The 24,536-nt window shown below is 61.8% G+C and carries 25 protein-coding genes and 3 pseudogenes; 5 read left to right on the forward strand and 23 right to left on the reverse strand.

Features of this window, described 5'->3' with window-relative positions:
- Positions 1 to 9: 9 nt before the first annotated feature.
- The 10 genes and pseudogenes from MTX23_RS24395 to MTX23_RS24440 all read right to left on the reverse strand — a co-directional run bounded on the left by MTX23_RS24395 (position 10) and on the right by MTX23_RS24440 (position 10,696).
- On the reverse strand, positions 10 to 1,134 hold the full coding sequence (locus tag MTX23_RS24395; RefSeq protein WP_280972715.1) for a maleylacetate reductase: 1,125 nt from the start codon (positions 1,132 to 1,134) through the stop codon (positions 10 to 12).
- A gap of 166 nt (positions 1,135 to 1,300) precedes the next feature.
- Entirely contained in the window at positions 1,301 to 2,188 is an 888-nt protein-coding gene (locus MTX23_RS24400) for an AraC family transcriptional regulator (protein WP_280972716.1), read from the reverse strand.
- Positions 2,189 to 2,312: 124 nt separating this feature from the next.
- Positions 2,313 to 2,577, reverse strand: a pseudogene (locus MTX23_RS24405) (spermidine synthase); the annotation flags it as partial.
- Between the two features lie 193 nt (positions 2,578 to 2,770).
- Positions 2,771 to 3,534, reverse strand: a protein-coding gene (locus tag MTX23_RS24410) for an IS5 family transposase (protein ID WP_280972717.1) whose coding sequence is annotated in 2 segments (ribosomal slippage) — positions 2,771 to 3,190 and positions 3,193 to 3,534 — 762 coding nt in all. Because the reading frame shifts where the segments join, the coding sequence is not laid out codon by codon here.
- A gap of 53 nt (positions 3,535 to 3,587) precedes the next feature.
- A complete protein-coding gene (locus MTX23_RS24415; protein ID WP_280972718.1) occupies positions 3,588 to 4,841 on the reverse strand; it encodes an MFS transporter in 1,254 nt (417 codons plus the stop codon).
- Between the two features lie 134 nt (positions 4,842 to 4,975).
- Complete coding sequence (locus MTX23_RS24420; RefSeq protein WP_280972719.1) at positions 4,976 to 5,401, reverse strand: CopG family transcriptional regulator; 426 nt, start codon at positions 5,399 to 5,401, stop codon at positions 4,976 to 4,978.
- Positions 5,402 to 5,407: 6 nt separating this feature from the next.
- On the reverse strand, positions 5,408 to 7,396 hold the full coding sequence (locus tag MTX23_RS24425) for a conjugal transfer protein TraG (protein ID WP_280972720.1): 1,989 nt from the start codon (positions 7,394 to 7,396) through the stop codon (positions 5,408 to 5,410).
- A gap of 36 nt (positions 7,397 to 7,432) precedes the next feature.
- On the reverse strand, positions 7,433 to 9,196 hold the full coding sequence (locus tag MTX23_RS24430; RefSeq protein ID WP_280972721.1) for a DUF3363 domain-containing protein: 1,764 nt from the start codon (positions 9,194 to 9,196) through the stop codon (positions 7,433 to 7,435).
- A 184-nt stretch (positions 9,197 to 9,380) separates the two neighbouring features.
- Positions 9,381 to 9,887 carry a hypothetical protein gene (locus MTX23_RS24435; RefSeq protein WP_280972722.1) on the reverse strand — a complete coding sequence of 169 codons (507 nt, stop codon included), beginning with the start codon at positions 9,885 to 9,887 and terminating at the stop codon, positions 9,381 to 9,383.
- Positions 9,888 to 9,941: 54 nt separating this feature from the next.
- A protein-coding gene (locus MTX23_RS24440; protein WP_280972604.1) for an IS5 family transposase occupies positions 9,942 to 10,696 on the reverse strand; the annotation gives its coding sequence in 2 pieces (ribosomal slippage) (positions 9,942 to 10,363 and positions 10,363 to 10,696; 756 coding nt in all).
- 105 nt (positions 10,697 to 10,801) lie between these two features.
- On the opposite strand from MTX23_RS24440, the gene MTX23_RS24445 reads away from it, so the two are divergent.
- From MTX23_RS24445 to MTX23_RS24455, 3 genes are all read left to right on the forward strand, one after another.
- Positions 10,802 to 11,200, forward strand: coding sequence for a transposase (locus tag MTX23_RS24445; RefSeq protein ID WP_280972723.1), 399 nt, complete (start codon positions 10,802 to 10,804; stop codon positions 11,198 to 11,200).
- Entirely contained in the window at positions 11,197 to 11,550 is a 354-nt protein-coding gene (gene tnpB / locus MTX23_RS24450) for an IS66 family insertion sequence element accessory protein TnpB (protein ID WP_045003380.1), read from the forward strand. Before MTX23_RS24445 ends, tnpB begins: the two co-directional genes overlap by 4 nt.
- A 69-nt stretch (positions 11,551 to 11,619) precedes the next feature.
- Positions 11,620 to 13,152, forward strand: coding sequence for an IS66 family transposase (locus MTX23_RS24455; RefSeq protein WP_280972724.1), 1,533 nt, complete (start codon positions 11,620 to 11,622; stop codon positions 13,150 to 13,152).
- A gap of 394 nt (positions 13,153 to 13,546) precedes the next feature.
- Here MTX23_RS24455 and MTX23_RS24460 read toward each other — a convergent pair whose 3' ends face one another.
- The 10 genes and pseudogenes from MTX23_RS24460 to MTX23_RS24505 form a co-directional block, all read right to left on the reverse strand.
- On the reverse strand, positions 13,547 to 14,611 hold the full coding sequence (locus MTX23_RS24460; protein ID WP_280972725.1) for an IS110 family transposase: 1,065 nt from the start codon (positions 14,609 to 14,611) through the stop codon (positions 13,547 to 13,549).
- 199 nt (positions 14,612 to 14,810) lie between these two features.
- The gene (locus MTX23_RS24465) at positions 14,811 to 15,305 is read right to left on the reverse strand and encodes a lytic transglycosylase domain-containing protein (RefSeq protein WP_348637575.1); all 495 of its coding nucleotides are present in this window, start codon (positions 15,303 to 15,305) and stop codon (positions 14,811 to 14,813) included.
- Positions 15,302 to 15,493, reverse strand: a pseudogene (locus MTX23_RS24470) (lytic transglycosylase domain-containing protein); the annotation flags it as partial. The pseudogene MTX23_RS24470 and the gene MTX23_RS24465, both read right to left, overlap by 4 nt.
- 215 nt (positions 15,494 to 15,708) lie before the next feature.
- Positions 15,709 to 16,221, reverse strand: coding sequence for a S26 family signal peptidase (locus tag MTX23_RS24475; protein ID WP_280972726.1), 513 nt, complete (start codon positions 16,219 to 16,221; stop codon positions 15,709 to 15,711).
- Positions 16,218 to 16,682: a DUF2840 domain-containing protein gene (locus MTX23_RS24480; protein ID WP_280972727.1), complete on the reverse strand. Its 465-nt coding sequence runs from the start codon at positions 16,680 to 16,682 to the stop codon at positions 16,218 to 16,220. The genes MTX23_RS24475 and MTX23_RS24480 overlap by 4 nt, the downstream gene beginning before the upstream one ends.
- A gap of 262 nt (positions 16,683 to 16,944) precedes the next feature.
- The gene (locus tag MTX23_RS24485; protein WP_280978171.1) at positions 16,945 to 17,814 is read right to left on the reverse strand and encodes a replication initiator protein A; all 870 of its coding nucleotides are present in this window, start codon (positions 17,812 to 17,814) and stop codon (positions 16,945 to 16,947) included.
- A gap of 22 nt (positions 17,815 to 17,836) precedes the next feature.
- On the reverse strand, positions 17,837 to 18,118 hold the full coding sequence (locus MTX23_RS24490; protein ID WP_009734055.1) for a helix-turn-helix domain-containing protein: 282 nt from the start codon (positions 18,116 to 18,118) through the stop codon (positions 17,837 to 17,839).
- Between the two features lie 132 nt (positions 18,119 to 18,250).
- On the reverse strand, positions 18,251 to 18,664 hold the full coding sequence (locus MTX23_RS24495) for a DUF2285 domain-containing protein (protein WP_280972728.1): 414 nt from the start codon (positions 18,662 to 18,664) through the stop codon (positions 18,251 to 18,253).
- A 163-nt stretch (positions 18,665 to 18,827) separates the two neighbouring features.
- Positions 18,828 to 19,022 carry a DUF6499 domain-containing protein gene (locus MTX23_RS24500; RefSeq protein WP_280972729.1) on the reverse strand — a complete coding sequence of 65 codons (195 nt, stop codon included), beginning with the start codon at positions 19,020 to 19,022 and terminating at the stop codon, positions 18,828 to 18,830.
- Between the two features lie 165 nt (positions 19,023 to 19,187).
- On the reverse strand, positions 19,188 to 19,460 hold the full coding sequence (locus MTX23_RS24505) for a DUF2285 domain-containing protein (RefSeq protein ID WP_280972730.1): 273 nt from the start codon (positions 19,458 to 19,460) through the stop codon (positions 19,188 to 19,190).
- A gap of 230 nt (positions 19,461 to 19,690) precedes the next feature.
- Between MTX23_RS24505 and MTX23_RS24510 the strand changes: the two genes are divergently transcribed.
- A complete protein-coding gene (locus MTX23_RS24510; protein WP_280972731.1) occupies positions 19,691 to 19,918 on the forward strand; it encodes a helix-turn-helix transcriptional regulator in 228 nt (75 codons plus the stop codon).
- Positions 19,919 to 20,058: 140 nt separating this feature from the next.
- Here the strand turns inward: MTX23_RS24510 and MTX23_RS24515 are convergent.
- The 3 genes and pseudogenes from MTX23_RS24515 to MTX23_RS24525 form a co-directional block, all read right to left on the reverse strand.
- Positions 20,059 to 20,505: pseudogene (locus MTX23_RS24515) on the reverse strand (DUF932 domain-containing protein); the annotation flags it as partial.
- A gap of 302 nt (positions 20,506 to 20,807) precedes the next feature.
- Positions 20,808 to 21,188 carry a hypothetical protein gene (locus tag MTX23_RS24520; RefSeq protein ID WP_280972732.1) on the reverse strand — a complete coding sequence of 127 codons (381 nt, stop codon included), beginning with the start codon at positions 21,186 to 21,188 and terminating at the stop codon, positions 20,808 to 20,810.
- A 469-nt stretch (positions 21,189 to 21,657) separates the two neighbouring features.
- Positions 21,658 to 21,969: a DUF736 domain-containing protein gene (locus MTX23_RS24525; RefSeq protein WP_280972733.1), complete on the reverse strand. Its 312-nt coding sequence runs from the start codon at positions 21,967 to 21,969 to the stop codon at positions 21,658 to 21,660.
- Between the two features lie 918 nt (positions 21,970 to 22,887).
- On the opposite strand from MTX23_RS24525, the gene MTX23_RS24530 reads away from it, so the two are divergent.
- The gene (locus tag MTX23_RS24530) at positions 22,888 to 24,438 is read left to right on the forward strand and encodes a Fic family protein (RefSeq protein WP_280972734.1); all 1,551 of its coding nucleotides are present in this window, start codon (positions 22,888 to 22,890) and stop codon (positions 24,436 to 24,438) included.
- Positions 24,439 to 24,536 lie beyond the last annotated feature (98 nt).

Below are 24,536 nucleotides of genomic sequence, written 5' to 3' on the forward strand. Positions count from 1 at the left end.
TGCGAGATGTCAGTGCTGCGCCGGCGCGTCACCGCGCCAGGCCGCCGCGATCAGGTCATGGATCGCGGCGCGTTCGACCGGTCTCGGATTGGCATAGGGGCTGCGCACCGCCATCTCGGCGGCGCGCGCGATGCCGTCCTCAGGCATTCCGATGTCAGCCAACCGGCGCGGCAAAGCGAGCCGGCGCACGAGGTCGAACAGCCCTCGCGGGGCATCTGTCGTGCGCAATGCGCGCGCGATCCGAGTCATCGCGTCAGGCGCGGCAACGGCGTTGTAGGCGGCGGCATGCGGCAACATGATCGCGTGGGTTTCGGCATGCGGCAGGTCGAACATGCCGCCCAGCACATGGCAGAGCTTGTGGTGCAGCGACATGCCGACCGCGCCGAGACAGACGCCGCACAGCCAGGCGCCGTAGAGCGCATCGCGCCGCGCCCCGGCATCGGCTGGTTCCACCAAGATGCGCGGCAGCGCACGCGCGAGCGCGGCGATGCTGTCCTCCGCCATCAGCGAGGTCAGCGGATTGGCGTCCGGCGCATAGAGTGCCTCGACCGCGTGGGCGATCGCATTGAGGCCGCTGGCAGCCGAGACGCGCGGCGGCAGGCTGACGGTGAGATCGACGTCGTAGATGACGGTGTCCGGCACCAGATCCTGGGAATGCTGCGTGGTCTTGATGCCGTTGGTCGTTTCGCCAAGGATCGGCGTCATTTCCGAGCCCGCGTAGGTGGTCGGCATCGCAATGTGCGGCAGCCCGGTCCGCAGCGACAGTGCCTTGCCGAGCCCGACTGTTGAGCCGCCGCCGATCGCGACCAGCCCGTTGATGTCGCGGGACTCCACGATACCCAGTGCTTCGTGGGTAACCTCCACCGGCGTATGCATACGTGCGCCGGAAAACAGCCCAGCGAGCTTCTCACCGAGGCCTGCGCCGAGCCGACGCCCGAGATCCTGCTGCTCAAGGGTGGTGAGCACCAGCGCCCGCTTGATGCCAAGGCGCTCCGCTTCCTCGCCAAGACGCGTCGAGGTGCCGGCACCGAACACCACGCGATATTGCTGCGAGCAATAGGCAAAGACCCCCTGGCTGGCATTACCGGCTGCCGCAACGGGTGCGCCTCCGGCATCGGGCATTGCGATGCTCATCGCATTCCTCCCAGGCCGGCGAACCGGCGATCTTGTCTTGTTGGGGGGAAGCTAGCGGCGGCGGCCGCGGCGGGCCTGCACGAAACCGGAGAAAATCTGCACAAAACCGGAAAAATCAACCGTAGCGGCCGGGCCGCGCGCCCTCGCCTGCTCCGGCCGCCGGGAGCTAGTGGCTACGCCGGTATCGCCCCGGCGTCACTCCGGTGAAGCGGCGGAACATCCGCGTAAAATGCTCCTGATGGGAGAAGCCGCAAGCCAGCGCGATGTCGGCGAGGCTCTGCGTCTCGTCGGCGAGCAGCGCCCTGGCACGCTCGATGCGCAAATTGAGCACGTACTGATAGGGTGAGACGCCGCTGGTCGCCTTGAACAGGCGCACGAAATATTCGGTGCTACGGCCACAAAGCTCCGCCAGTTGATCGAGCCGGATATCGGTATCGAGATTGGCGTCGACGAATTCGCGGATGCGCGCCATCTGCCGGTTGCTGAGCAGGTTCGGATGTTTGCCGGCCTCTACGCTCGGCTTGTGGAAATTGATCGCGACAAAACGGTTGGCGATCGCCTGCGCGATCGGATCGACGAACAGCGACGAGGCCGACAGGCCGCCGGTGATGGTATCGCCGATCGCCGCGGCGAGATGCTCCAGCACGGCATCCTGATCGCCGAGCATCGGCGCGAGCCCGCCGATCAGGCTGGGGGCGCCGTCCCGGCCGGCGAACAGGTCGGAGCGCAGATAGATGTGGGTGGATTCGAGCGCTTCATGCAGCACCACGTTGCAGGCGTGCCCCGCCGGCAGGAAGAACACGCCGCCGCGCGGGATGTGCCGATCAACCGACTTGCCGTCCATCACATAAGTGATGTCGACCGGGCCACCCCGATGCAGCACCATCAGATTGTCCGATAGCGCGTGGAAGTGCCCGTCAAACGGCCGTTCCCGCTGGACCGAGGCAAACGCCGACGACCAGCCGAGCCCTTCGCTCGAGCCGCGGAATTCGGCCTGGAAGCGGTCCAGGATCCCGTGCGTCTCCTGCACCCCAAAATTCGATGTCGCCTGCATCAGACAGATCAAGAGCTCGAGGCTTCACGTGTCGCCGAGTGAAACCCAACGGCCCTTCATTTTCAATACAATCGAAGCGAAGGGGCCCCGCGGAGACCTTGCTGCGTCGCAACAGCAAGGCCTGCTATTCCTTGACCGCGATCCAGATCACGTGGCGTATCCCACGGCCCATGCCCGTGGCACGGACGGCGACTTCGTTGCCTGCGAACCCGGCCTGGGACAGGGATTTTGGAAGTTGGTGTTCGGACCGGACGACCAAACAGCAAGCACGCCGCCGCGGAGCAACGAGGTGTGCACAATCTTGAGTCCGGACTCGCCATACAGCGCGTTATTAGCCCTGCGGGTAGGCCCTAGGGACCGTTATCGATGTCGAGGAGAATGGCATTGAAGGTAAGCGGATGGGCTCGATCAGAGCAACATCCACCTCCTAGATCGTAGACCGGCGTAGAAAATGGTGTCGGTTAGCTGCCAGTTGCTTGCTTCTCACCACTCAGCATCGTCATCCGCGGGCAGAAGTATGATCGAATTCTCATACACACCAACCGCCTCGGTAACGTTTGAACCATTAGGCAGTGTGGACACTTATCGCATCCATAGGACGATGGCAGCGAGAGTGACGACGGCTCGGTAATTTCGGGCGGTTTTTTCGAAGCGGGTAGCGACGCGACGAAACTGCTTGAGTTTGGAGAAGCAGCATTCCACGAGATGGCGCTGGGCATAGAGATGCTTGTCGAGCGGATATTTGAGCGCGCGTGACGGGTTGTTGGGGATGACGGCGAGCGCGTTTTTGGCGGCGATGTGTTTGCGCAAATGATCGGCGTCATAGGCCGTGTCGGCGATGACGACCTCGGCAGGCAGTCCCTCGATTAACGCAGCGGCTTGCGGTGCATCGCCCTTCTGGCCTGCGGTGAGCGTGAACCGGACAGGACATCCCAAGCCGCGAACGGCCATATGGATCTTCGTGCTCAGGCCGCCGCGCGAGCGGCCAAGCGCCTGATCTTCAGGCCCCCTTTTTTCGCGCCGGCGGCGTGCTGATGCGCCCGGACGATGGTGGAATCGACGATCAGGTATTCGAAGTCCGGATCATCGGACATCGCCTCGAAGATCCGCCACCAAACACCCTTGGCGCTCCATCGGCTGAAGCGCCGGAACACACTGTTCCAGTCCCCGAACACCTCCGGAAGATCACGCCAGGGAGAGCCCGTGCGCACGATCCAAAGCACACCTTCCACGAACATCCGGTTGTCTCGCCCGGTCGAGCCCTTCTGGTCGGGCCGGCCGATGATCAGCGGCGCCATGCGCTCCCAGGCCGCGTCGCTCAATACCAAACGATCCATCACACCCAAGACTGCCTCCCCAAAAGCAGCCTTGAATCTGATTTGCTCTCAAAAGGGAATCCTTAGAGTCCACACTGCCTAGCCGGCATGAAGAAAGGAATTGAACTTATCCATGACACGACGGATCGGCGCCAAGGCAGCGCGAACCACACGAGCGCCGCGATCTGCAGGGCTACGTTGAGACCGAAGGCGACTTGATAGGCCATGACGGGCCTGTGGCCATCATTTGCAGACCATTGCTCCAGGATCAGGCCTGTTGCGTATTGTGCCAGAAATGCCCAACCAAAATGCAAGACGTTCAAGGCGCCATTGGCACGACCGGCAAGCTCCTGCGGAAAGTAATCCGCTATTACCGCGAAGCTCACCACGGTTGCCGTTCCGACAATTGCGACAACGGACCAGGGCAAGATGGACGGAAGAGGCGCTCGCAGGATCAAGGCCAACTCGGCTGCGATAAACAGCACTGCAACCGTCCCTAATATCGTTTCCGTCCCGATTCCTCTTCGCTTGATGCAATGGACCGTCATACCGAACAACCAGGCACCGCAGCTCAAGACGATCGACATAATGAAAAGCTGTCGGACGAGACTTGCGCGATCAAGCCCCTCTACGTCGCTCAGCCACGGCGATGCCCACAGTCCCTGCAGGGACCAGGCAGATCCAACGCAAGTCGCCGACAACGGGGCCATTCGCCAAAAGCGCCGATCGCCGAAAACGGAGCCAAGGGTGGCGCGCGTTGCTGATGGGACAATGTCTCGTTCGGGCACCACGACATAGATGAGAACGGCGGTCGCACCGGTAGCGGCCGCCAGGATCTCAAAGAGCTGTCGCCAGCCCATCCAGGCGAGCAGGTGCTCGACCGGAGCCGTGGCGGTCACCGCTCCTAGCGACCCCAGCATGATCATGTAGCCGTTCAGCAAGGCTACTCTTTCCCTGGGAAACCAGAGAACGACGGACTTCAGTCCGGCCGTCAGCGCCGCCGCCACGCCAAGCCCGATCATCGCACGCGCGATCAAAAGTGGCGGAAAGCCCGTCGATACCGCGAACAGTCCGGCGCCCACTGCTGCGACCAAGAGCAGAACACTCTGGACGCGACGCGGACCAAAGCGATCCAACAATATGCCGACAGGGATCTGAGCCGCCGCGAAAACCAGGAAATAGACCGACGTAAGCAACCCAAGATCGGCCGTCCCAAGCCCGGTATCCGAGCTGGCGATCAAAGTGTTGATCGTTCGAAACAGATACGAAAGATAGTATCCAGCAGCAAACGGGAGAAAAACGCATGCGATTCGACGCCATGCTGTTGAGATTTGCATGCTGGCCCCTTTTGCTCTCAGCTCGTGCGAGTCGATAGCGCGTCCAGCTTTTTGTCAGTTCGGCTAAATTGCTGCGGTCGTAGGCTGGCGTAGAAAAAGAAGGGACGGCGCGATAGCGTATCTAGGAAGCTCAGTCAGGTTTCTTCGACCGGTTCCTGACGGCGAATATCTTCTGGAATCTCGCGCAGAAAGCTTTGCCCCTTTTGCAAACGGCGCCCGAGCGCCTCGACAAAACCTTCAAAGCGTTCCCGGCCCTTTATCTGCGCGGCCGCCTGCGCATCGTTAGGCAACGGTGGTGTAATCGTCAGCCAGAAGCGAATGAAGAGGGCCAAGGTTTCAGCCGTCAGACCGACGTCACGTTCCAGCCTCTGCATCTGGCGCGATAGCCGGTCCAGGCGACGGGTAAACGCGGCTTCTCGCCTGTCCGCTCCGTCGGGTGACAGAAAGGAGGCGACCGCCGCTTCCACGATTGCGGACCGGGAAAGCTTCTTGCGATCGGCAAGATCCGAGATCTGTTTCAGAAGCTCTGGCGGGAAGTAGACGTTCAACCGGTCGCGCATATTGCCTCACAGGCCCATACCGTCATTCGGGTCCATGGCGACTTGACGGGCTACACCGCGCATCTGTTGGCGTATGAGCCGGGACTGACGGACTGCATCCTCGTCATCGTCGAGTACGACGGCAAATTCCTCCGCCGGCGTCGGTTCGGTCGTCTCCTTGGCGATCGCGACGTGATCGGGCAGTTCGGGCTCACGACGGAGCCCGCTGTTCGCCGTGTCTTCCGGGGCCTCCGCGGCTTTGTCAGTTGGACTTCCCGCCGGCATCGGCATTCCGAGCGCTGACCATCCGTCCGTTCGCGATGATCGGCCGGCGCTCACCGGATCGGGCGGCGGCAGAACCCGCTCGGTGAATCGCCGATCCTCGTAGTAGCGCACCTTCTTCGCCCGGATCGGCGCCGTCCCCGCCACCATGACGATCTCGTCCATCAGCGGAAACTGCATGACTTCGCCCGGGGTCAGCAGCGGCCTTGCCGTCTCCTGGCGCGAGACCATCAGGTGTCCCAGCCAGGGGTTCAACCTGTGCCCGGCATAGTTCTTCATCGCCCGCATCTCCGTCGCCGTACCGAGGGCGTCGGACACCCGCTTGGCTGTCCGCTCGTCGTTGGTCGCGAAGCTGACTCGGACATGACAGTTGTCGAGGATCGAATTGTTAGGCCCGTAGGCCTTCTCGATCTGATTGAGAGACTGCGCGATCAAGAAGCTCTTGATGCCGTACCCTGCCATGAAGGCGAGCGCGGACTCGAAGAAATCAAGCCGGCCCAGTGCCGGGAATTCGTCGAGCATCATCAGGATTCGATGCCGGCGGTCACGCGCGTGCAAGTCTTCGGTCAGACGCCGGCCGATTTGGTTTAGCACCAGGCGGATCAATGGTTTGGTCCGGGAGATGTCGGAGGGCGGCACCACGAGGTAGAGCGTCGTCGGGCGGCTATCTGCGATCAGATCCGCGATCCGCCAGTCGCAACGGCAGGTCACCTGGGCCACCACGGGATCGCGGTAGAGCCCGAGAAACGACATCGCAGTGGACAGGACGCCGGAGCGTTCATTCTCTGACTTGTTGAGGAGTTCGCGCGCGGTCGAGGCGACCACAGGATGAGCACCCTGCTCGCCAAGATGCGCGGTGGTCATCATCGCCTTCAGCGTCGCCTCGATTGGCCGCTTCGGATCGGACAGGAAAGCGGCCACGCCAGCCAAGGTCTTGTCTGCCTCGGCATAGAGGACATGGAGGATGGAACCAACGAGGAGCGAATGACTGGTCTTCTCCCAATGGTTCCGCTTGTCGAGCGAACCTTCGGGGTCGACCAGGACGTCGGCCACGTTCTGGACGTCGCGTATCTCCCATTCCCCGCGCCGGACCTCGAGTAGCGGATTGTAGGCCGAAGACTTTAAGTTGGTCGGGTCGAACAACAGGACGCGGCCATGCTGCGAGCGGAAGCCGGCGGTCAGTTTCCAGTTCTCACCTTTGATGTCGTGCACGATGGCCGAGCCAGGCCAGGCCAGTAACGAGGGAACGACGAGGCCGACACCCTTGCCGGACCGGGTGGGCGCGAAACACAAGACGTGCTCCGGCCCGTCATGGCGCAGGTAGTCGCGATCGAGCTTGCCGAGCACCACGCCATCCGGACCGAGAAGTCCGGCCGCTCGAACCTCTTCCGCATCAGCCCAGCGGGCCGAACCATAGGTCTCAGCATTCTTGGCCTCACGCGCCCGCCAAACCGACATGCCGATCGCCACCGCGATCGAAATGAAGGTCCCCGACGCCGCGATGAAGGCCCCCTCGACAAAGACCTGCGGCGCATAGGCGTCGTAGACGAACCACCACCAAAAGAAGATCGGTGGGTAGTAGATCTTGAAGCCCAACAGTTCGAACCAGGGCTGCCCGAGCTCCGGTTGATAGGCGAGCCGCCACGCCGTCCACTCGGTTGCTCCCCATATGGCCAGCAAAACGATCAGGCCAACAACGATCACCTGTCCCCAGAGGATTTTTGTTCCGGACATCCCGAACGCCCTTCCGCAACTGAATTGGAGAGATTGCTAGAGGCCGAGGTCGCGCTTCCGACCAAAGCCCCATTCGATACCGCCGCCGTCCTTCACGACGCCGGTGACGTGTTGGCCGAGCCTCTGTTCGAGCTCGCGCGACCAGGGCACTAGCTGGAAGCCGAGCCCATTGTCGATCATGGCGAAGCGTCCCGAGGTGAGTGTCAGCCGCTGGCGATACGTGCCCGCCACATGCTCCCCAGAGGCGGCGTTCGCATGAGGCAGGCCGGTGTCGGCCGAGACCTTTGCGGCCACCTCGTCCAGTTCACGTCGGCGCAACGTGTTCAGGAGGTCGCGCTGCAGGATGATGCGTTGGCCCTGCCGCCGCGCCAGGCCCTCCTGGATCAGATGCTCGGTACGGGCTTCCATGGCGTCGCGGGTCTCGCGGCCGAATCCGCCCATGGCGAGCGACATCGGATCGCGTTCGACCAGTCGATGGTCGAGCCAGGTGGCCCCTTTTGCAGTGACCTGCCCACCGAGATCGAGATCGGAACGTGTCGCGAGCACCAAGGCGGGGCGGGGATCGCCGGTTTCACCGAAGCGTCGAACTTCGACGATGCCGCCAATTGGTGGAGCGTGGTCGAAGGCCTCGAGCCCTCGGAAACGCACGTGATGAGCACGTCCGTCTGTTCCGTCGATCAGGGCGTAGGCCTCGCCAGTCAGTTCGTCATGCAATCCACGGTCGACCAGTCGTCCGATGATCCGGGACGTCGGCTGTCCGCCTTCGATGACGAAGTCGGCAACGCCGCGCGCTTCCCCACGCTCGGTAAAGGCGCGGTGCATGGTCTTGATGATGTCGCCGCGCATGCCGAGGTCGCGCAAGCTACGCTCGGCCTCGAGCCCCACCATCCATTCCCCTGGTGCGGCGGATGCGACAAGGCCCATCTTCTCCAGGTGTTGAAGGCGACCGACCATCAGGCGCCGGATCTCGGGATCGGACTTTCCGGGATTCTCCGGGCGAAGATCGATATAGCCGGTCTCATCTGCCGCCAGCCGGATCTCCCGGTCGAGGCGCGTCCATCGTTCCGCCATGACTTCCCTCTCTAGCGAATTGCGGATCTCGTGCTCCGGTTTTGGGCCCAGTTCGATGGCGACCAGTTCCTCGGCGCGTGAGCGCAGGCCCTGGCTGATGTAGTCGCGGGAGATCACGAGATCCGCCCCTTCCTCATCTACTCCCCGAACGAGAAGATGGGCGTGGGGGTTGTCCGTGTTCCAATGATCGACAGCCACCCAATCGAGCCGCGTGCCGAGATCGGTCTCCATCTGCTTGGCGAGATCGCGGGTGAAGGCCTTAAGGTCGGTCATGTCGCCGGCATCCTCGGGCGAGACGATGAACCTGAAATGATGCCGGTCGTCCTTGCACCGTTCTGCGAAAGCCGTGCCGTCAGCACGGTCGCTGCCGGCATCGAACATCTCGGCCCGCTCACCACTCCGGGTCACGCCGTCGCGCTTCAGATATGAGAGGTGGGCGGTCATTGGTGCTGAGCGGAAGGCTCGTCCTTTGTGCCGAACCACGCGCGCCTTCACCACGACACGCCGCGTCGGGCTGAACAACCGGCTGCGACTAAAGGCCAGCCGACCGCGGCCAAACGTCGAGCGCCCATAGGCCGCAGAAGGCCTGCCAGCCGCGGGCTGTCCCGAGGTATGACCGGCTTTCTTCGCGGCACGTAGCACCTGATTGATGAAGCTCTTCGGTTTCGGAGCCCGGGTCCCGCGGATGCGCCCGGGCCGAATACGCAGGTCGCTGTCGCCCACGCTCACGGCAGGGCCTCCCAACGGTCAAAAGAGCACACGGTGCCGAAAACGCCTTTGATCGCATTCGTAAAAATGCAACGCGCGGCACGCACCCCGACCGACCGGCACGCCAGAACCCAAGCCATGCCAATGGCTTGCGGTTCGACCGGCGAGCCCCTTTTATCTTGCCTTCCTAATCGGGCGGGCAAAGTCAACGTAAGCGTCCGAATCCTGCACGACTTTCCGAGAGTGCGTTGTCGTTCCATATCGGGTTCCTTGCTGCATTGGAGGATCTCCGGTGGGTATGGGATATTTCAAGAACGAAGCACGTCGTTCCTTTTGGTCGGTACACGTTGAAGCGTGGCGGCGAAGCGGCCTCAGCAAGCGCAAATATTGTCGTCAGCACCGTCTCAGTGGCGGCACATTCGATCGCTGGCTGCGGCACCTGGTTGACGCCGAGACGTTGAAAATACGTGCGGAATTGCGTCGCGAGGAACGTCGGGAGCGGCTCCGGAAGAAGCTGGCCCCAGTGTCGAAGGACCTCCGCTGCAGAGCCGTGCAAGCGTTCTGGGCGATGCACGTCGAAGCCATGAAGTGGTGCGGTCTGAGCATGCAAGCCTATGCCCGAGCACATGGCATATCGCAGCACAGCTTGAGACGATGGCGCGATTTGATCGACGCCAATGAGGTTGAAATCGACTGGCGGACGCACCTTCATCCGAGTGCCCGCCCACTGTTAAGCACTACTGCTAAGACTAAGGTCCGGACTCAATCAGGTCCACCAAATGATAGCGGCAGCAAGATTGACGGCCGAGAGGAAGTTTCTGGCGAGCTTGTCATAGCGGGTTGCAATGCGCCGCCAGTCCTTGAGCCTGCAAAACATGCGCTCGACGAGGTTGCGCCGCTTGTATGCGGCGCGGTCGAACGGATGGAAGCGTTTTCGGGTGGGATTGTTTGGGATGACCGGGGTTGTTCCCCGTTCGATGAGGAATTGCCGCAGTTCGTTCGCGTCATAGGCCGTGTCGGCCGCACAGCAACGCGGTGGTGGCAGAGAGCTGAGCAGGGGCAGCGCCGCGCGGATGTCACCACGCTGACCTGGCGTTACTTCGAGCGCGATGGCGCGTCCGAGACTGTCGCAGACGGCGTGGATCTTGGTGGTCCTGCCACCGCGGGAACGACCGATGGCCTGAGCCTCCGCCCCCCTTTTCCACCGGCCGCCGCACGGTGCGCCTTGGCGGTCGTGGAATCGATGGCCTGGAAGTCGTCATCGGGCGACAGGCCCCGAAGTGCTTCGAACAGATTGCGCCAGACCTCGCGCCGCGACCAGCGGTTCCAGCGATTGTAGACGGTCGTGTAAGGGCCGAACACTGCCGGGCAATCGCGCCAGCGGCAGCCGGACTTCAACACATGGATGATGCCACTGATCACGCGGCGATCATCGACTCGACGAGCGCCGGGCTGATTTTGCGGCAGCAAGGGCTCGATTGCTGCCCACTGCCGATCATTCAACCAAAACTCGCCCGCCATGATCCAAGCCCCGCAAATGCAGAGCTTGAATCATATCTCCACGTAAAATTATACATCTGATTGAGTACAAACCTTAGGGCTAAGGATGGCGCGGCTGAATGCCGCTTGACAGCGACGCCGAATGACGATCCTCCAACACCTGAGACGCAGAGCCGCCGCAGCTTCACCGACGAGGAAAAGCTCGCCATCGTGCTGGAGACCGAACGACCTGGGGAGACCGTATCATCGACGGCACGAAGGCACGGTATCGTCACTAGCATGTTGTTCCGCTGGCGAGCGGAGCTTGGGTTCGGCAAGGGCAAGCGCGCCAAGTTGGCGCCAGTCGCGGTGGCCGATGCAGGAGCCGCTAGGTCGTCGACACCGGTTGTTCTGCACGATCTGTTGCAGCCGCCTGACGGCATGACGGTTGTCAAATTGCATGATGGCCGCCGCGTCTTCGCGCCGATCGGCAGCGATCCGGATGCGGTCCGTCGCCAGATCACTGAGCGGGAGACAGCGCGATGATGATCGTGCCGGCCGGCGTAAAAGTGCATCTGGCCTTGGGTTATACCGACATGCGCAAGGGCCTGGATGGCCTCGCCGCGCTCGTTCAGGAACACCTCAAGAAGGATCCATTCTCCGGCCACCTGTTTGCCTTCAGAGGCAAGAAGGCAAGCACGCTGAAGATCCTGTTCTGGGACGGCAACGGGCTTTGCCTGTTCAGCAAGCGGCTCGACCAAGGCGGCTTCATCTGGCCGAGAATGAGCGATCCTGGCGGCACGGTGACGCTGTCCCCGGCACAGCTTGCCATGCTGATCGAAGGCATCGATTGGCGCACGCCGGAGCGTCGATGGCGCCCAGTCATTGCGGGTTGAATCGCAAAAACCCGCATAGAATATAGCGAAGTTGCTTCTTCGAATCAGCGTGGTCGAGTAGAATCGGTCATGCAGCTCGACCTCGACAATCTGCCGTCGGATACTGCGCTTCTGCATCGCCTGGTGCGCGACATTGCCTCGGTTATCGCGCATCGGAACAGCGAGATCGAGCGTCTCCAGACAATCATTAAACGGCTTCAACGCGCGCAGTTTGGGCGTCGTTCCGAGCGTCTCGACGCCGGCCAACTCGCCCTTGGACTGGAAGATCTGGACATTGATCTGTCGGCCGTCGAGGCAGATCAAGCCTCGGTGGTGACGTCTGCGTCGACGAAGACGCTGCAACCGAAACGCAAGCCGTTGCCTGATCATCTGCCGCGCGAAGAAGTCGTGCTCAACGTCGCTAGTGAAAGCTGTACGTGCGGCGGCACGCTCCATGCGATCGGTGAGAGCGTCAGTGAGATGCTGGACTGGGTGCCAGCACAGTTGCGCGTGGTGCGCGTCTGCCGCCCGAAATTTGCCTGCCGCAGCTGCGGAACGATCACACAGGCCCCGGCGCCCGAACGACCGATCGCCGGCGGTTTGGCGACGCCAGCCCTGCTCGCGCAGGTGCTGGTCAGCAAATATTGCGACCACACACCGCTCTATCGGCAGGCGCAGATTTTTGCGCGCCATGGCGTCGAACTGGAGCGCTCGACACTCGCCGGATGGGTCGGCGGCGCGTGCTGGTGGTTTGAGGCCCTGCACGATCGGCTGTGCGAGCACATGTTCGCGTCGGATCACCTGTTTGCCGACGACACGCCAATCCCTGTGCTCGATCCGGGCCGAGGCCGCACCAAAACCGGACGGCTGTGGGTGTATGCCCGCGATCAACGCAGCTGGGCTGGGCCTGAGCCGCCGGCTGCGGTTTATGTGTTCGCGCCCGACCGGAAAGCGGAGCGCGCGGCGGCGCATCTGACGCACTTCAAGGGCGTTCTGCACGTCGACGGTTACGCGGGATTCGAGCGGCTGACCGACGCCGGCAACATCACTCTCGCCGCATGTTGGGCGCACACCAGGCGCAAGTTCTACGAGGTTGCGCAAGCCGAGGACACGCCCGTCGCGCACGAGGCCCTGCGTCGCATCGCCAGCCTCTATGCTGTCGAAGCGCAGGTGCGTGGTCAATCGCCGGCGCATCGGCTGGCCACGCGGCGCGCCCTCGCCAAGCCGATCATTGACAGCCTTCGCCTTTGGCTCGAGGTGCAGCTCCCGCAACTGCCCGGCCGCGGCAATCTCGCCGAGGCGATCCGGTATGCGCTGTCGCGCTGGGATGGATTGACCCGCTTCCTCCATGACGGCCGCATCGAACTCGACACGAACCCCGTCGAGCGAGCGATCCGACCTGTGGCGCTCGGCCGCAAGAACCACCTCTTTGCCGGTAGCGACGGCGGCGGAAGACGATGGGCAATTCTCTGTTCGCTGATCGAGACGTGCAAGCTCAATGACGTCGAGCCTTACGCATACCTGCGTGACGTGCTGCAGCGAATGGTCGGCGGACATCCGATCAACCGTCTCGACGAACTGCTGCCGTGGGCTTGGAACGCTCATCATCCTGTCAAGGCCTGAGCTCATGTGCAGGATCCGGACGCATACAAGTCAACTCATTCCTACGCTTTTCTTCGACTCTTCGAACTTCAGCCATCACCGCCCCCCTGCACCAACAACGCGCAACTTCACTACAGCCGCGTGCGCGACGTGCATTCACCAGGCGGGGTCCATGCGTTCCTTCGCGTTCAGCACTTGGGCCATCGCATGCTCTTCATCAGGTTCGTAAACAGGGCTGTCCAAGCAGTCCGGCGCTCTCGTCCCCGAAGGGCGGTAGCAGGCAAGAGATAGCGGACATTCCCCGTTTCGCGGCCCCGCCAGGGGACGCTCACCGCGCGCGCGGATCCCTAGTTTGGCTCCTCCTCAACATGCCGGGCGCAAACCCAGAGCTCATCCGTCGTGATCTGCACCGCGGCTAGTGTGCAGGTTTCAACCGCAGCCGCTGCGTGACTTTGGCGCCAAAACCAACGTGGAAGTCGGTATCGCTGACCCACATCCGGTGCAGAATGCTCGCAAGCTTGCGCGCGACCGCGGTAATCGCGCAGAGCATGCTCGACCGTTTGGCGATCCGCAGGCCCCACGCCCGCAAGGCCGACCATTTTCTGACCCGCAGCAGCAGGCTTGCGGCCGCCTCGCAGAGCGCCTCGCGTACGGAGATATCGCCCTGTTTGCTGATGCGTCCTTCGTAGTCGATCGACGTGCCGGACTGGTGCCGCCTCGGCGCCAAGCCAAAATGCGCGCCTACAGTTCGTGATCGCGCAAAACGCCGGGGATCATCGACGCCGACCTTGAACGACAGAGCCGCAACGGGACCGACGCCTGGAACCGTCATCAGACGGCGGCAGACAGCATCATGCTGGACCACCTGCAGCAGCACACGATGGAGCCGATCGTAACCATCGAGGATGGCGCGGCGCACGTCGAGCATGGCCTCAATGGTCATTACGAAGATCGGATCGCTGCGCTCGATCAACTCGCGTACGCGGGCCTCAAAGGCACCGCGGGCGACGGCTCCAACGAGCAACCCATAGGCCCGCAGCGCACCACGAACGTGGTTTTCGAGGTCGATCAATTTGCGCTTGAGCAGCTTCCGGCTGGTCAGCAGCGTGCGCATCTTCTGCATGTCGATATTCTTGACATGAACGGCGCGGTACCAGCCCAACCGCATCATCTGCGCGATGCCGCGCGCGTCATTCCGGTCGGTCTTGTTACGCATTGTCGACAGCGAAACGCGCATGTGACGCGCTTCGACGACAATGATCGGGAGCCCCGCTGGCTGCAGTTCGCGATACAGCCAGATGCCAAGCGATGACGCCTCGACTCCCACTCTCTCGAGGCGATCCGTGTAGCCCTCTACTGCGGAGCGGATCGCCGCTGGCTCGGTCACAACCTTGACCTCGCGAACGGTGAGACCCTCACCATCGACGATGCAAAGACTGGTTTCCTCAAGACCGACGTCCAATCCAACGTACAGCTTCATCGGAGCTCTCCTGTGTGGCAACGACCACCTAAGTCGTTGCACTGGGCTCCGGATTCGGCCACACGGCAGCTATCCCCGTGCACCGGTTTCTCGAAGCCCGATTTGAAGAGCCCTCCTGCTGTCGTGTTTGCCCACAGCTCTCGCCCTTCCGCCAATTGCTCGCTGAAGCACGCCATAGCTTGCGAACCTGCAGACCTGGTCATTGCGATACTCCCGAATTCCATCGAGGGGAGAACACGGCCATAGGCCGGGGGACCATGGGCGAAACATCGCGCACTGAGATTGCAGTCGTGGCGCCGCTCGAAGGCATGAGCGCCGGCGACCGATCGCGCGTTTTCATCAGATCGGATCGCGTGACGAACAACGTTGCAGCCGCCGGCGACTGCCGGCCGACCGTCCACGTCGGAGGCAATTCGATGCCAAGCAGATTTGCAAGCGTTGCCACATACGCTTGCGTCTCGATTGGCAAAGGGCCGCCCGCGAGATGCTCTTCATAGCGAGACGGTCCCGCGTTGTACGCGGCAAACACACCAGGCGAGCCATAGCGATCGAGCAGTTCACGCAGATATGCCGTCCCGGCCAGAATGTTGTCGTGCGGGTCGTAGAGATCGCTGCCGAGATTATATCGCGCGCGCGAAGTTCCGCCCAGGTCGCCGGTATGATTTGCATCAGGCCCATTGCGCCTTTGGGCGATCTGGCGTGCACGTCACCAGCACTTTCAATGCTTAAGACTGAGCGTATCCAGTCCAGCGGGATCGCAAAGCGTTGTGAGGCTTCACCGATAAGGCCCGCAAACGAGTCAGCGGCCTGACGGATCGCCGGAGTGGCGGCTGATCCGCTCTCGGCCAGAACAGCACTGTCGGACGCGGTCAGAAGGAGCATCAGGGGAACGATAACCCAAGCACGCGCGCCTGACCAAGCCAAGCATGCCGCCGTGCTCGCGCCCGTCCAGGGTAAAGCTGCTTCGCGCCGACCGTTCGGCCGCCCTGGACCGGCGCTGCGCGCGTCGGCCTTGCAAACACTGGTCGGGACGGAGGAATGGTTCGACAATTGATCGAACAGAAGAATGGCGTGGAAGAAACGTGGTACACGCACGATCACTCCTCCCACGTCCACAAAGGGAGCGCACGGCCAATGACGGCCGACGACGGCAGAAATCCAAAGTATCGCCCGTCCAGCGAATCGCTCGATTGCCAGTTCATGAGGAAAAGCTCGCCGTCCCCGACCACGCGGCAGCCCTGCCACTTCGGCAGTGGCCGACCGCGAGCGTCGCGATCCCGCGCCTCGCCCATTGCAATGTCGTCGACCGAAATCGTGAGCCCGGTTCTGCAGACCGTCTGCCCCGGCAGCGCCAAGACTCGCTTGAGCATGGGGACGCCGACCGGCAGATAGCCGTTCAAGTCGAGAAAGGTCGCGAGCGGTTCCGGCGGCTGAACGGCGACCAGCTCAGTAATATGGAAGCGTTTTGCCGGTCGTAACCGGTAGATACCGCTTGGCACGCTCGCCGATGCATTCCAGATGTAGAGTGGAAGCGGCTTCAGGGCAATTGTCGCGACGAGCGCGGCAGCAACCGCAGACGCCGTGGTCAGCGTCATCAGGCGGCCTCTCATCGCATCACTCTCTGGCGATGGAGCCAGGCCTGATGGCGTGCTTTCGTGTAGGGACGCGGGTTTTCGTTGACGGACAGACGGTTATGAACGTGATGCCAATGATCAGGAGCGACGTCGGCAGGATCGATGCCGAGCGCCTCAACGGCATCGGTCATCTGCAATACTCGTTCGACCTTCGGCCAGCCGGAGAGACGCAGCAAAATCTCTCCGCCGGGCTTTACGTATGGCACGGTCGAGCAGCGCTGTCCCGGTGCGACCGCGCGCAAGATATCGATCCGCGAAATGATCGTTCCAAAGTCGTTGGAAGTCCAACGTACGAAGGCGAAGATGCTGCCTGGCGCGAACGACAGGACGCGCCGGTGGCGATCAATCTTCCGTTCTTCGACGAAGCGACCGAACCGAATGCGGTTTTCGATACGCTTCTCGAGCCACAACACTTCCACTTCGGTGAGATCGCTCATGCCACCGCTCCGTGAAACTCGAACTGGGAGCCGTGAGCTGTGGGGTTGGTGAGGAGCGTATGCGGCTTCCGAACGCAGGCAGGACTGACGGCCCGCCGTTGCCAATCGCCTCCAATGCGGCTTGTGGTCTGGTCCGTTAGAAGAAATCCGAAGGATTTCTGGCTAAAGTTAGAGGGGCTGCAAACTGCCGAGAAACAAGGGCTTAAGCCCGATTCTGGTCCCTGATAGCATGAGGATGTGGTCCCCGATAGCACGAGCTGATTCACAGGTTGTCCTCCGAGTTTGGAATGAGATGGCGCGTGCGCAGTCTTGCAGTGAGCGGCTCGACAAGAGTGGGTGGGGAATTCAGTCGTTCGGCGCCGTTCGGATCGAGGGTGAGCGCGAGGTCATAGCCTGGCAGTGTCTGCCCGCCGACAATTTGGCGGATGTCGTAGGCAAAATGCTTGAGCGGCGAGAGGACGCCGGACTTGGCAAGGTCAGAACTCCAGCCACCGTCCTGGCGGCCGCCGTGCTTGCGCACGAGCCGGTAAAGCCAGTGCTCAATTCCGCCCGTCAGATCGAAATAGGCGCGATCGATCGTGGGCACGAGCGCGTCATCTATGACGCCTACATAGAACCAATCCGGCAGGATCAATTCGATCCCGAATGGGCGCCCGTTTGCATCGACCGTTTCTTTCCGCTCGTTAATCCATGAGAAACGGTGCCGTCGCCGCTCTGTCGGGTGACGGATCGAGGTCAGCACTGCCGTTGACTGCAAGCGGTCGAGACCAGCCTTCAGCCGATCGTAGTCCCGCGCGCTCGTGCCGCGCCCGGCAAACGTCAGAATCTCGTACGGCGTTGCAGCCATCAGGCGCAAGGTCCTCAAGCCTGCGTCACGTGCTTCAACAATTTGAGAGGCCGCCCAGATCAGGACATCTGCATACCAAATGGTCGCCATCCCGTCCTCTGGCATGGCTTCAACGCTAATTGCGATTGCGCCCGTGCGGAAATCGATCAGCACGATCCGCCTAGTCTTTGCGAGCGAGAAGAATGGATAAGCCATCAGATCCTGCGCGTCGCGGGGCGCAAGATCGCCGGGTAGCGCCCGGAAGAGCTCAAGCTGCTCGCGCTCGGAATGGTTTCGGCGCCGCATGGTCATTGCCCTCACGCGGTGATCAGCGACGTTCCTGGCCCGCATACGGGCGCAGGACCGGCTGCTTCTTGGCTGGCAGCACGGTCCCCTTCCCGGGGTCGGACGTCGACGTCTTGGCGCCGAGGTCGGCCCATGCTTTCAGGTCATCCAGTGCGTAGACGACACGTCCGCCAATCTTCCGATACGTCGGTCCGGTACCGTATGTACGGTGCTTTTCCAGCGTGCGACCGGAAAGGCCAAGATAGCGCGCGGCTTCCGGCGTGCGCAGGAAGCGCGGGGGTAGACCGGCCATCGGATCGGGCATTTGGGAACTCCAGGATGACAGCGCACCGCGGATGGCGGCGTCGGCGTGTGTGCGGTCATTATGGAGAAGCAAGTTCTCGGAGGGGGATGCCGAATATTGGGGGGTCGATTTTCGGCACCCCTTGGGAGGGCGCTACTCGTCCCTGCGCTCGGGCCGCAGAAGTTTGCGATAGCCTCCGCGCACCAGCGCGAGGCCGCTTTGCACGAGGCGGATGATTCTGCTGCGCAGATCGTGTGTTTTCCAGGCGCGATCCGGTATGCGCCTTTCCCCGAACAGAGCCTCTGCGATGCTCCGATAAGTCGCGCCGGCTAAATACGCGGCGACCGCGCGAAGGGCTGCGCATAATCGTTCGCGCCGCCGTTTGGGCAAGCGATGAAAGGCAGGCCCTGGCGCGCGCCCGTTCATCGCGCGCCACAGCCGGGTGGCAGCGTGGGCACGCGCTTTGAAATCGCGGTCAAGCGGCAACTCAGCCGCATAGTGAGTGCCTGCGGTCAGCGGCTGTTTCGACCAGATGCGATGCTCCACCGAGCCGATGTGCAGCACCACGTGCCAACCGTCGGCGGCGCGGCACACCTGTCCGGCAGTAAAGTCGAGTAGCGGCTGAGACGCTGACTTGTGAGGAACAGCCGGGGCGATTGTCACCGGGATAACGGACGCCAGAACCTCAGGTGTCCAAAAGATTGCCTGTTCCTCGGAGGACTTTTGCGGGTCATGGGCGAAAGCAGATGCCCCACCTCCTCCTGAATTCCTCGGTCACTTCGCCATCGGGGCTGCTCGCAATCATTGTTTGGTAGTCGCGTTGGTAGTCCACGTTCATACGAAGGCCTTCCCAGGCGATGTGAGTGATGTCTGCATTCTCTAGGCTCTTGAACGAATCCGGCGATCGCCAGTCGAATTCAGGCATTGCTTCCGCCCCATTGCACGCAGCTAACAACGATTGCGGCGCAATAGTTATGAACGAGGCAGTTGTAGGAAGCCCCTAGTTTGGCACCACGTGGTGCACGAGAATGACCACTCGTTAGCGGGAGAAAATCGTTTTGGCTACAAGTCTCTAGTCGGCGATTTTCTTCTATTTTGAGCCGGCGCCGCGTAAAAGGCGCCCCTGCTCGGTCAGCCATTTTGCGCGCGCAAGATGACTCTGATATGCTATCTGTGCCCCTTCCGGCTCTCGCTCCGGATCGACGTGTAAGACGATTCGAGCGACCTCCCGCCAGTCCGCCCCCTCACCCTCCGCCTGCAGAAGGCGAATGTACGTGACAACATGCTGTTCGTCATAGGCCGTCAGCGCCGGTTCGTTCGGGGCGACATCCGCGACGTCAGGATCTAGCGGCGGCTTCGACATCAGAGACTACAATATACGCGTGACCGAAAATCAAATCGCGACGCGCGAGCCTTGCCGGCTACGAACAGTTCCCTATTGTAGCATATGGCATGCCACCCGTCCGGGCGATGGTTCAAGAAGCCGCGTTCCCCACATTTCAGCAATCGAAGCTCCGTTCGTGACCTCAACACCCAAGCTCCGCGTATTATAACACGTAGCGCAAAAATACGCGATTGCTTCCTATCCTGCGGATGGATATTCGCAAGGTCTTTGGAGCGAACGCGCGTCGATTTCGACTGGCCCTTGGCTTGAGCCAAGAGGCAGTGGCGGAACGCATGGGCGTTGATCGGGCCTTCGTAAGCAGCATGGAGCGAGGGCTGCAAAACGCGACATTGCTCACCGTCTGGCAGATTGCCCAAGCGTTGGAGGTCCGGCCTGCAGATCTGCTTGAGGAGAAGGTGTCCAAGGTTCGATCCTGACCTTCCGCGAGCCGGGCCGAAGGCCCGGCGAGCGCCGGACGCGGATACGCGTCATCGCCGCCGATCCGGCTTGCCGGATTGGCGGCGATGGGCTTGGAAGCGAGACCGCACAACCGTTCCCGATTGCGCGGCTCATGTCATCAGATGGCCCGTTCCATCAAGCGCTTTGCTTTGCCCTCCAGTTCGAGGCGCGTGTCCTGATGAGCCTTTCCGCGAGCAAACGCGGTAATGCCCTGCACGAAATCAAAGATGCTTTCCGGCTTGCGATTTTCTTCGCCCAAAACGGTTTCGATGATCTTCGTGGTCTCGGATTTGGAAAACCCGCCTTTGCGGAGGAAGGCCTCCCTGTCCTCGTCCGTCCGTGCAACAATCCGCTCCCGTGCCGCCCTGACCCCGGCGACGAACGGCGCGGGCGAGGAATTGGCAAAGCTGGTCAACGCAGGTGCGGCTTCGTGCGCGAACCGTTGAGCCGCAAATTTGGAATGCCGGATCGTGATCTCCTCGAAGTTCTCCACGCCCCACAGATTGCGGTTCATGCAGACAGCCCGGAGGTAGAAGCTGGCAATCCCGAGGGTCTTGCTGCCGACTGAGTTCAACGGGGAAGCCGCACTCCCTGGAGACGATAAAATGGATACGTTACAAACACCGCATCCCGGCTCCGCGACCGCCAGAAGGCCTCAGCGTTCATCAGGTCAGCAAGAGATATGCCGTCAGTCCGTCGGTCGTCTATTACTGGCTCAGTCGCGGCGTCGTTACCGCACGGCGGCGCAAACCGAATACCCCCTATGCGATCACAATCGACGACGAGTCAGATCGACGCCTACGAGACTGGGTCGCCAACTCGGTCCGCCTCATTCCATCATCCCGAACGCAAACTGCATAAGGTGCACTATGCGCACGACATCGGGATGCCGAGCGGTCGCAGGCCACCCGACGCCTTCGCTATCTCCACCCGCCGCACCGGCTGTGGCTTGTAGGTGCCGTCAAGCAACTGGGCACGGATCGAGAGCCGGTGCTCCTTCAGGTGGGCCGGCAGCTCACCGACGGTCATCCCATCGACGCCCGCCGCCCCCTTGTTGCGCTTCACTTGCGCCAACGCTTTCTTCAGGTTCTCACGCTCGACCACTGCTTTCATCGACGGCCCAGCGACCGCCGGGCGTTCGAGACTGGCCTTCGCCGCGCTCGCTTCGGTCGCTCGGGCGGCGGCGCTTTGGGCTTCACCCTCCGCTCCGGTGCCCGAGTTCAGCTCGATCTGATTCTTCTGCCGCATGGCTCGCGCGAGATCACCGCTCTACTGACCACTTCCACCGTTCGGGCCTTCGGCGGCGCGCCGCCGCCTACTATGCCCTCGGCTGACTTCTGCGCTGCGGTCAGGGCACCTTGCGATGCTCTCAGTCCCGTTACCGGGACACAGCACAGACCTCCCGAGGTAAGATCGACCGCCTTCGCCGCACGCCCGCCGGATTTACCACCCCGACCCTTGATGACCATGGACTTCGCGATCACGTGCTCGCTCGTCCGGCCGGGTAGGCCTCGTTATCCGGTTCTTGTCCATCGGGCCGCGGTTTTGCTCCACGCTGTCTTCAGACCCCACCTCGCGATGGCGCCCTTGCGCTCCGCTAATCCTTCGCCGTCATCAGGCTGGATAGAGGACTTCCACCTCCAAGCTGTCGTTCATACTCGGCACACACGCAAAAAAGCCCCGCCTCCGAGGAGGCGGGGCTGATGATCGCCAGCGATCAGTCGCCGTTGCGGCGGGACCAGATCAGGGTGAAGCCCTCGTCGCCTTCGACCTTCACCAGCGAGGCGTAGATCGGGGCTGGAAAGCTCGGATCGTCGAGCTTGACCGAGAGGTATTCGCGATCGCTGTCGCGGGCGGTCTTCTTCCAGGCGGCACCGAACTCGGTCACACCGGCGAAGATGCGGTAGTCGGGCGCCTTGTCGTTGTCCTTCTCGGATGCGGCGAACCTCGCCTTGATGTTCAGCGTCAGCGTCTTGATGAAGCCGATGTAGCCGTTGTCCGAAGCGGTGAAGGTGCCGATAGTAGCCATGGTAGTCTCCGTTGGTTGCTCGGGCCGCGCCCATCGCGGCCTCGATGGCGATCCTTGGCCCGGGGAGCGATCGGCCCGCAGCCTTCAGGCCCGCAGCGCCAGCGGAGGACGGCGACAAGCCTGCTTTTTTGTCTTCCCGCGAGGAATGCCGCCTCTTCGCGGCAGGGGAAAAAAGCAGGCGCAGCCGTTGCGGGAAGGCGATCGAGGCCTTGGCCGTCCCTCGGGCCTGATCAGCCCATTCGAGGTTGCGTTGGACGCGCGCCATGAACGAACTGACGGAGGCAACCATGGCGGCCGACACCGACACAGCACAAGGACTCAGGCTGGAGATCGGACATATGCTGACGGTGGCGCATTAACGGCAAGGAAGGCGCACCTCGGCAAACGCCAGCGAACCCAATCGCATTCGCGCGTACGGGATCGAAGGCAAAGCCGGAGTTGATCGCCAGAAGGCGATCTCGATACTCGCAGTCATCACACGAACAAGGCATCCGATCTCAATCGCTTGCTGCTGATTGACCAGCGCGACACAGCGTTCCCCTGGCCTGCCGCGGACCTATGCGGATCTCCGCCGGGTTGTCGTCGGGTCGCAGTGACGGTGCCGCAAGGGCCGCCGGCACAACCGCGGTCGTGGAAATATGTCGGCATGTTCTTTCGATCTGGCCGTCTTCAAACTCCAGGGGAGTGGCTGCTCTGGAGATGACGCCTTCGGAGAGCAGCGCACCTGCGGCAGGCTGGCATCGCCGGCCAATGGCCTGTTCCAGCGGGAGACTGGATCGCCCGATTGGCAAGCGGAGGAGCAGCTAGTGAATAATTTTCACAAAAATCACTATTTTGGATTATTTTTCGTGGGATACTCAGACTTTGATGGTTTTGGAGCTTTCAGCGAGGAAAATTCAGGAATCGGGAGTATTTTTCATGAGCTCCAGCGCCCACGCACGATTTTCAGGACAAGTGAGCGTTTTTCACGACCGACGGCTCCCCGAGACAGCGGTTCCGGTCGGCTACGCCGCCCTGATCGACGCCTATAATCTGCCTGTCCCGGTTCCCCGGACCCTTTCGGCGATCGGCACCAAGCACCGCATTGTCGAAAAGGACCATTGGCACATCTATACGCCGCGCCACGTGCCCGAGGCCTCGCTTGAGGGGCATCTGACCTTTGCGCTCAAATACGAGGGCTTGGACCTCGCCCTCCTGAAGCGGCTTTTCCTCGCCGTCAAGGACGAAGACGTCGCCGAAATTGTGCGGCAGAAGCCTACAGGGGTCTACACGCGCCGCATCTGGTTCTTGTACGAATGGCTGCTTGGCCATGAGCTGAGGCTGCCTGCCGCGGACAAGGTCTCGTATGTGGATGCTGTCGACACCGACATCCAGTTCGCAGGCGCGGGGCAGAATTCGGCCCGGCATCGCGTCCGCAACAACCTTCCCGGCACGCCGGAATTTTGTCCGCTCGTCTTTAAGACATCTGCGCTGAACGAATTCATCGCGCAGGACTGGAAAGAGCGCGCGCGCACCGTCGTGAGCCAAGTGCCGAAGGATCTGCTCGCCCGCACTGCCGCCTTTCTTCTGCTGAAGGACTCGAAGTCCAGCTACGTGATAGAAGGCGAAAGGCCGCCGCAGGATCGAATCCAGCGTTGGGGCCGCGCTATTGGCGAAGCTGGTCGCGCACCGCTCGACGAGCAGGAATTTCATCGCCTGCAGCGCCTCCTGATCGGGGACGAGCGTTTCGTCAAGCTCGGCTTCCGCAAAGATGGCGGCTTCGTCGGCGAGCACGACCGCGACACGCAACGCCCCATTCCGGACCATATCAGCGCGCGACATGAAGACATCGCTTCGCTCATGGCCGGATTGATCGCTTTCGACCACAGCGCCGAGAACGACCTCGATGCCGTTATTGCGGCGGCCGTGCTCGCATTCGGGTTCGTCTATATCCACCCGTTTGAGGACGGCAACGGGCGCATTCATCGCTATCTGATGCATCATGTTCTCGCTCGTCGCGGGTTCAACCCGGCGGGCGTGCATTTTCCTGTGTCCTCGGCCATCCTCGATCGGATCGCCGAGTACAAGAGCGTGCTTGCGAGCTATTCGGGCAGGCTGCTTTCCTGCATCCAGTGGGAGGCAACGCCAAGGGGTAACGTCAGGGTTCTCAACGATACGGCAGATTTCTACCGATTCTTCGATGCGACGCCGCACGCGGAGTTTCTGTACGCCTGCGTGCGTCAGACGATTGAGCGAGATCTTCCGAACGAAACCAGCTTCCTTGTCAGCTTCGATATGTTCCGCGCCGGCATCGAGAACATGATCGACATGCCGGAGCGGATTCTGAACAATCTATTCGGCTTCCTCAGACAAAATCACGGCAAGCTGTCCAAGCGCGCAAGAGAGGATGAATTCGCTGCGCTTACGGAGGACGAGGTCTCAAAGATTGAACAATTATACGCAGATTCGTTCGGCCAAACCGAAGAGTAACTGATGGTACATCAAATTGGATTCGGAGGCGCGGCTTGCGAAGAAACTCTCTATTCAGCTCGACATTTCGATCCGAGCGGCTCTCGATCTGGCGCTGG

This window comes from Bradyrhizobium sp. ISRA436, from assembly GCF_029910015.1.
In the GTDB taxonomy this organism is placed as follows: domain Bacteria; phylum Pseudomonadota; class Alphaproteobacteria; order Rhizobiales; family Xanthobacteraceae; genus Bradyrhizobium.

What these genes read in the sequence shown, in the direction of transcription:
- MTX23_RS24415 (WP_280972718.1), bottom strand. Translation starts at nt 4,841, where the DNA reads ATGCAAATCTCAACAGCATGGCGTCGAATCGCATGCGTTTTTCTCCCG.
- MTX23_RS24435 (WP_280972722.1), bottom strand. Translation starts at nt 9,887, where the DNA reads ATGAAGGTGCGTCCGCCAGTCGATTTCAACCTCATTGGCGTCGATCAA.
- MTX23_RS24420 (WP_280972719.1), bottom strand. Translation starts at nt 5,401, where the DNA reads ATGCGCGACCGGTTGAACGTCTACTTCCCGCCAGAGCTTCTGAAACAG.
- MTX23_RS24395 (WP_280972715.1), bottom strand. Translation starts at nt 1,134, where the DNA reads ATGAGCATCGCAATGCCCGATGCCGGAGGCGCACCCGTTGCGGCAGCC.
- MTX23_RS24480 (WP_280972727.1), bottom strand. Translation starts at nt 16,682, where the DNA reads ATGAGCGATCTCACCGAAGTGGAAGTGTTGTGGCTCGAGAAGCGTATC.
- MTX23_RS24460 (WP_280972725.1), bottom strand. Translation starts at nt 14,611, where the DNA reads ATGAAGCTGTACGTTGGATTGGACGTCGGTCTTGAGGAAACCAGTCTT.
- MTX23_RS24425 (WP_280972720.1), bottom strand. Translation starts at nt 7,396, where the DNA reads ATGTCCGGAACAAAAATCCTCTGGGGACAGGTGATCGTTGTTGGCCTG.
- MTX23_RS24400 (WP_280972716.1), bottom strand. Translation starts at nt 2,188, where the DNA reads ATGCAGGCGACATCGAATTTTGGGGTGCAGGAGACGCACGGGATCCTG.
- MTX23_RS24525 (WP_280972733.1), bottom strand. Translation starts at nt 21,969, where the DNA reads ATGGCTACTATCGGCACCTTCACCGCTTCGGACAACGGCTACATCGGC.
- MTX23_RS24510 (WP_280972731.1), top strand. Translation starts at nt 19,691, where the DNA reads ATGGATATTCGCAAGGTCTTTGGAGCGAACGCGCGTCGATTTCGACTG.
- MTX23_RS24505 (WP_280972730.1), bottom strand. Translation starts at nt 19,460, where the DNA reads ATGTCGAAGCCGCCGCTAGATCCTGACGTCGCGGATGTCGCCCCGAAC.
- MTX23_RS24475 (WP_280972726.1), bottom strand. Translation starts at nt 16,221, where the DNA reads ATGAGAGGCCGCCTGATGACGCTGACCACGGCGTCTGCGGTTGCTGCC.
- MTX23_RS24455 (WP_280972724.1), top strand. Translation starts at nt 11,620, where the DNA reads ATGCAGCTCGACCTCGACAATCTGCCGTCGGATACTGCGCTTCTGCAT.
- MTX23_RS24520 (WP_280972732.1), bottom strand. Translation starts at nt 21,188, where the DNA reads ATGCGGCAGAAGAATCAGATCGAGCTGAACTCGGGCACCGGAGCGGAG.
- MTX23_RS24530 (WP_280972734.1), top strand. Translation starts at nt 22,888, where the DNA reads ATGAGCTCCAGCGCCCACGCACGATTTTCAGGACAAGTGAGCGTTTTT.
- tnpB (WP_045003380.1), top strand. Translation starts at nt 11,197, where the DNA reads ATGATGATCGTGCCGGCCGGCGTAAAAGTGCATCTGGCCTTGGGTTAT.
- MTX23_RS24485 (WP_280978171.1), bottom strand. Translation starts at nt 17,814, where the DNA reads ATGCGGCGCCGAAACCATTCCGAGCGCGAGCAGCTTGAGCTCTTCCGG.
- MTX23_RS24490 (WP_009734055.1), bottom strand. Translation starts at nt 18,118, where the DNA reads ATGCCCGATCCGATGGCCGGTCTACCCCCGCGCTTCCTGCGCACGCCG.
- MTX23_RS24500 (WP_280972729.1), bottom strand. Translation starts at nt 19,022, where the DNA reads ATGCCTGAATTCGACTGGCGATCGCCGGATTCGTTCAAGAGCCTAGAG.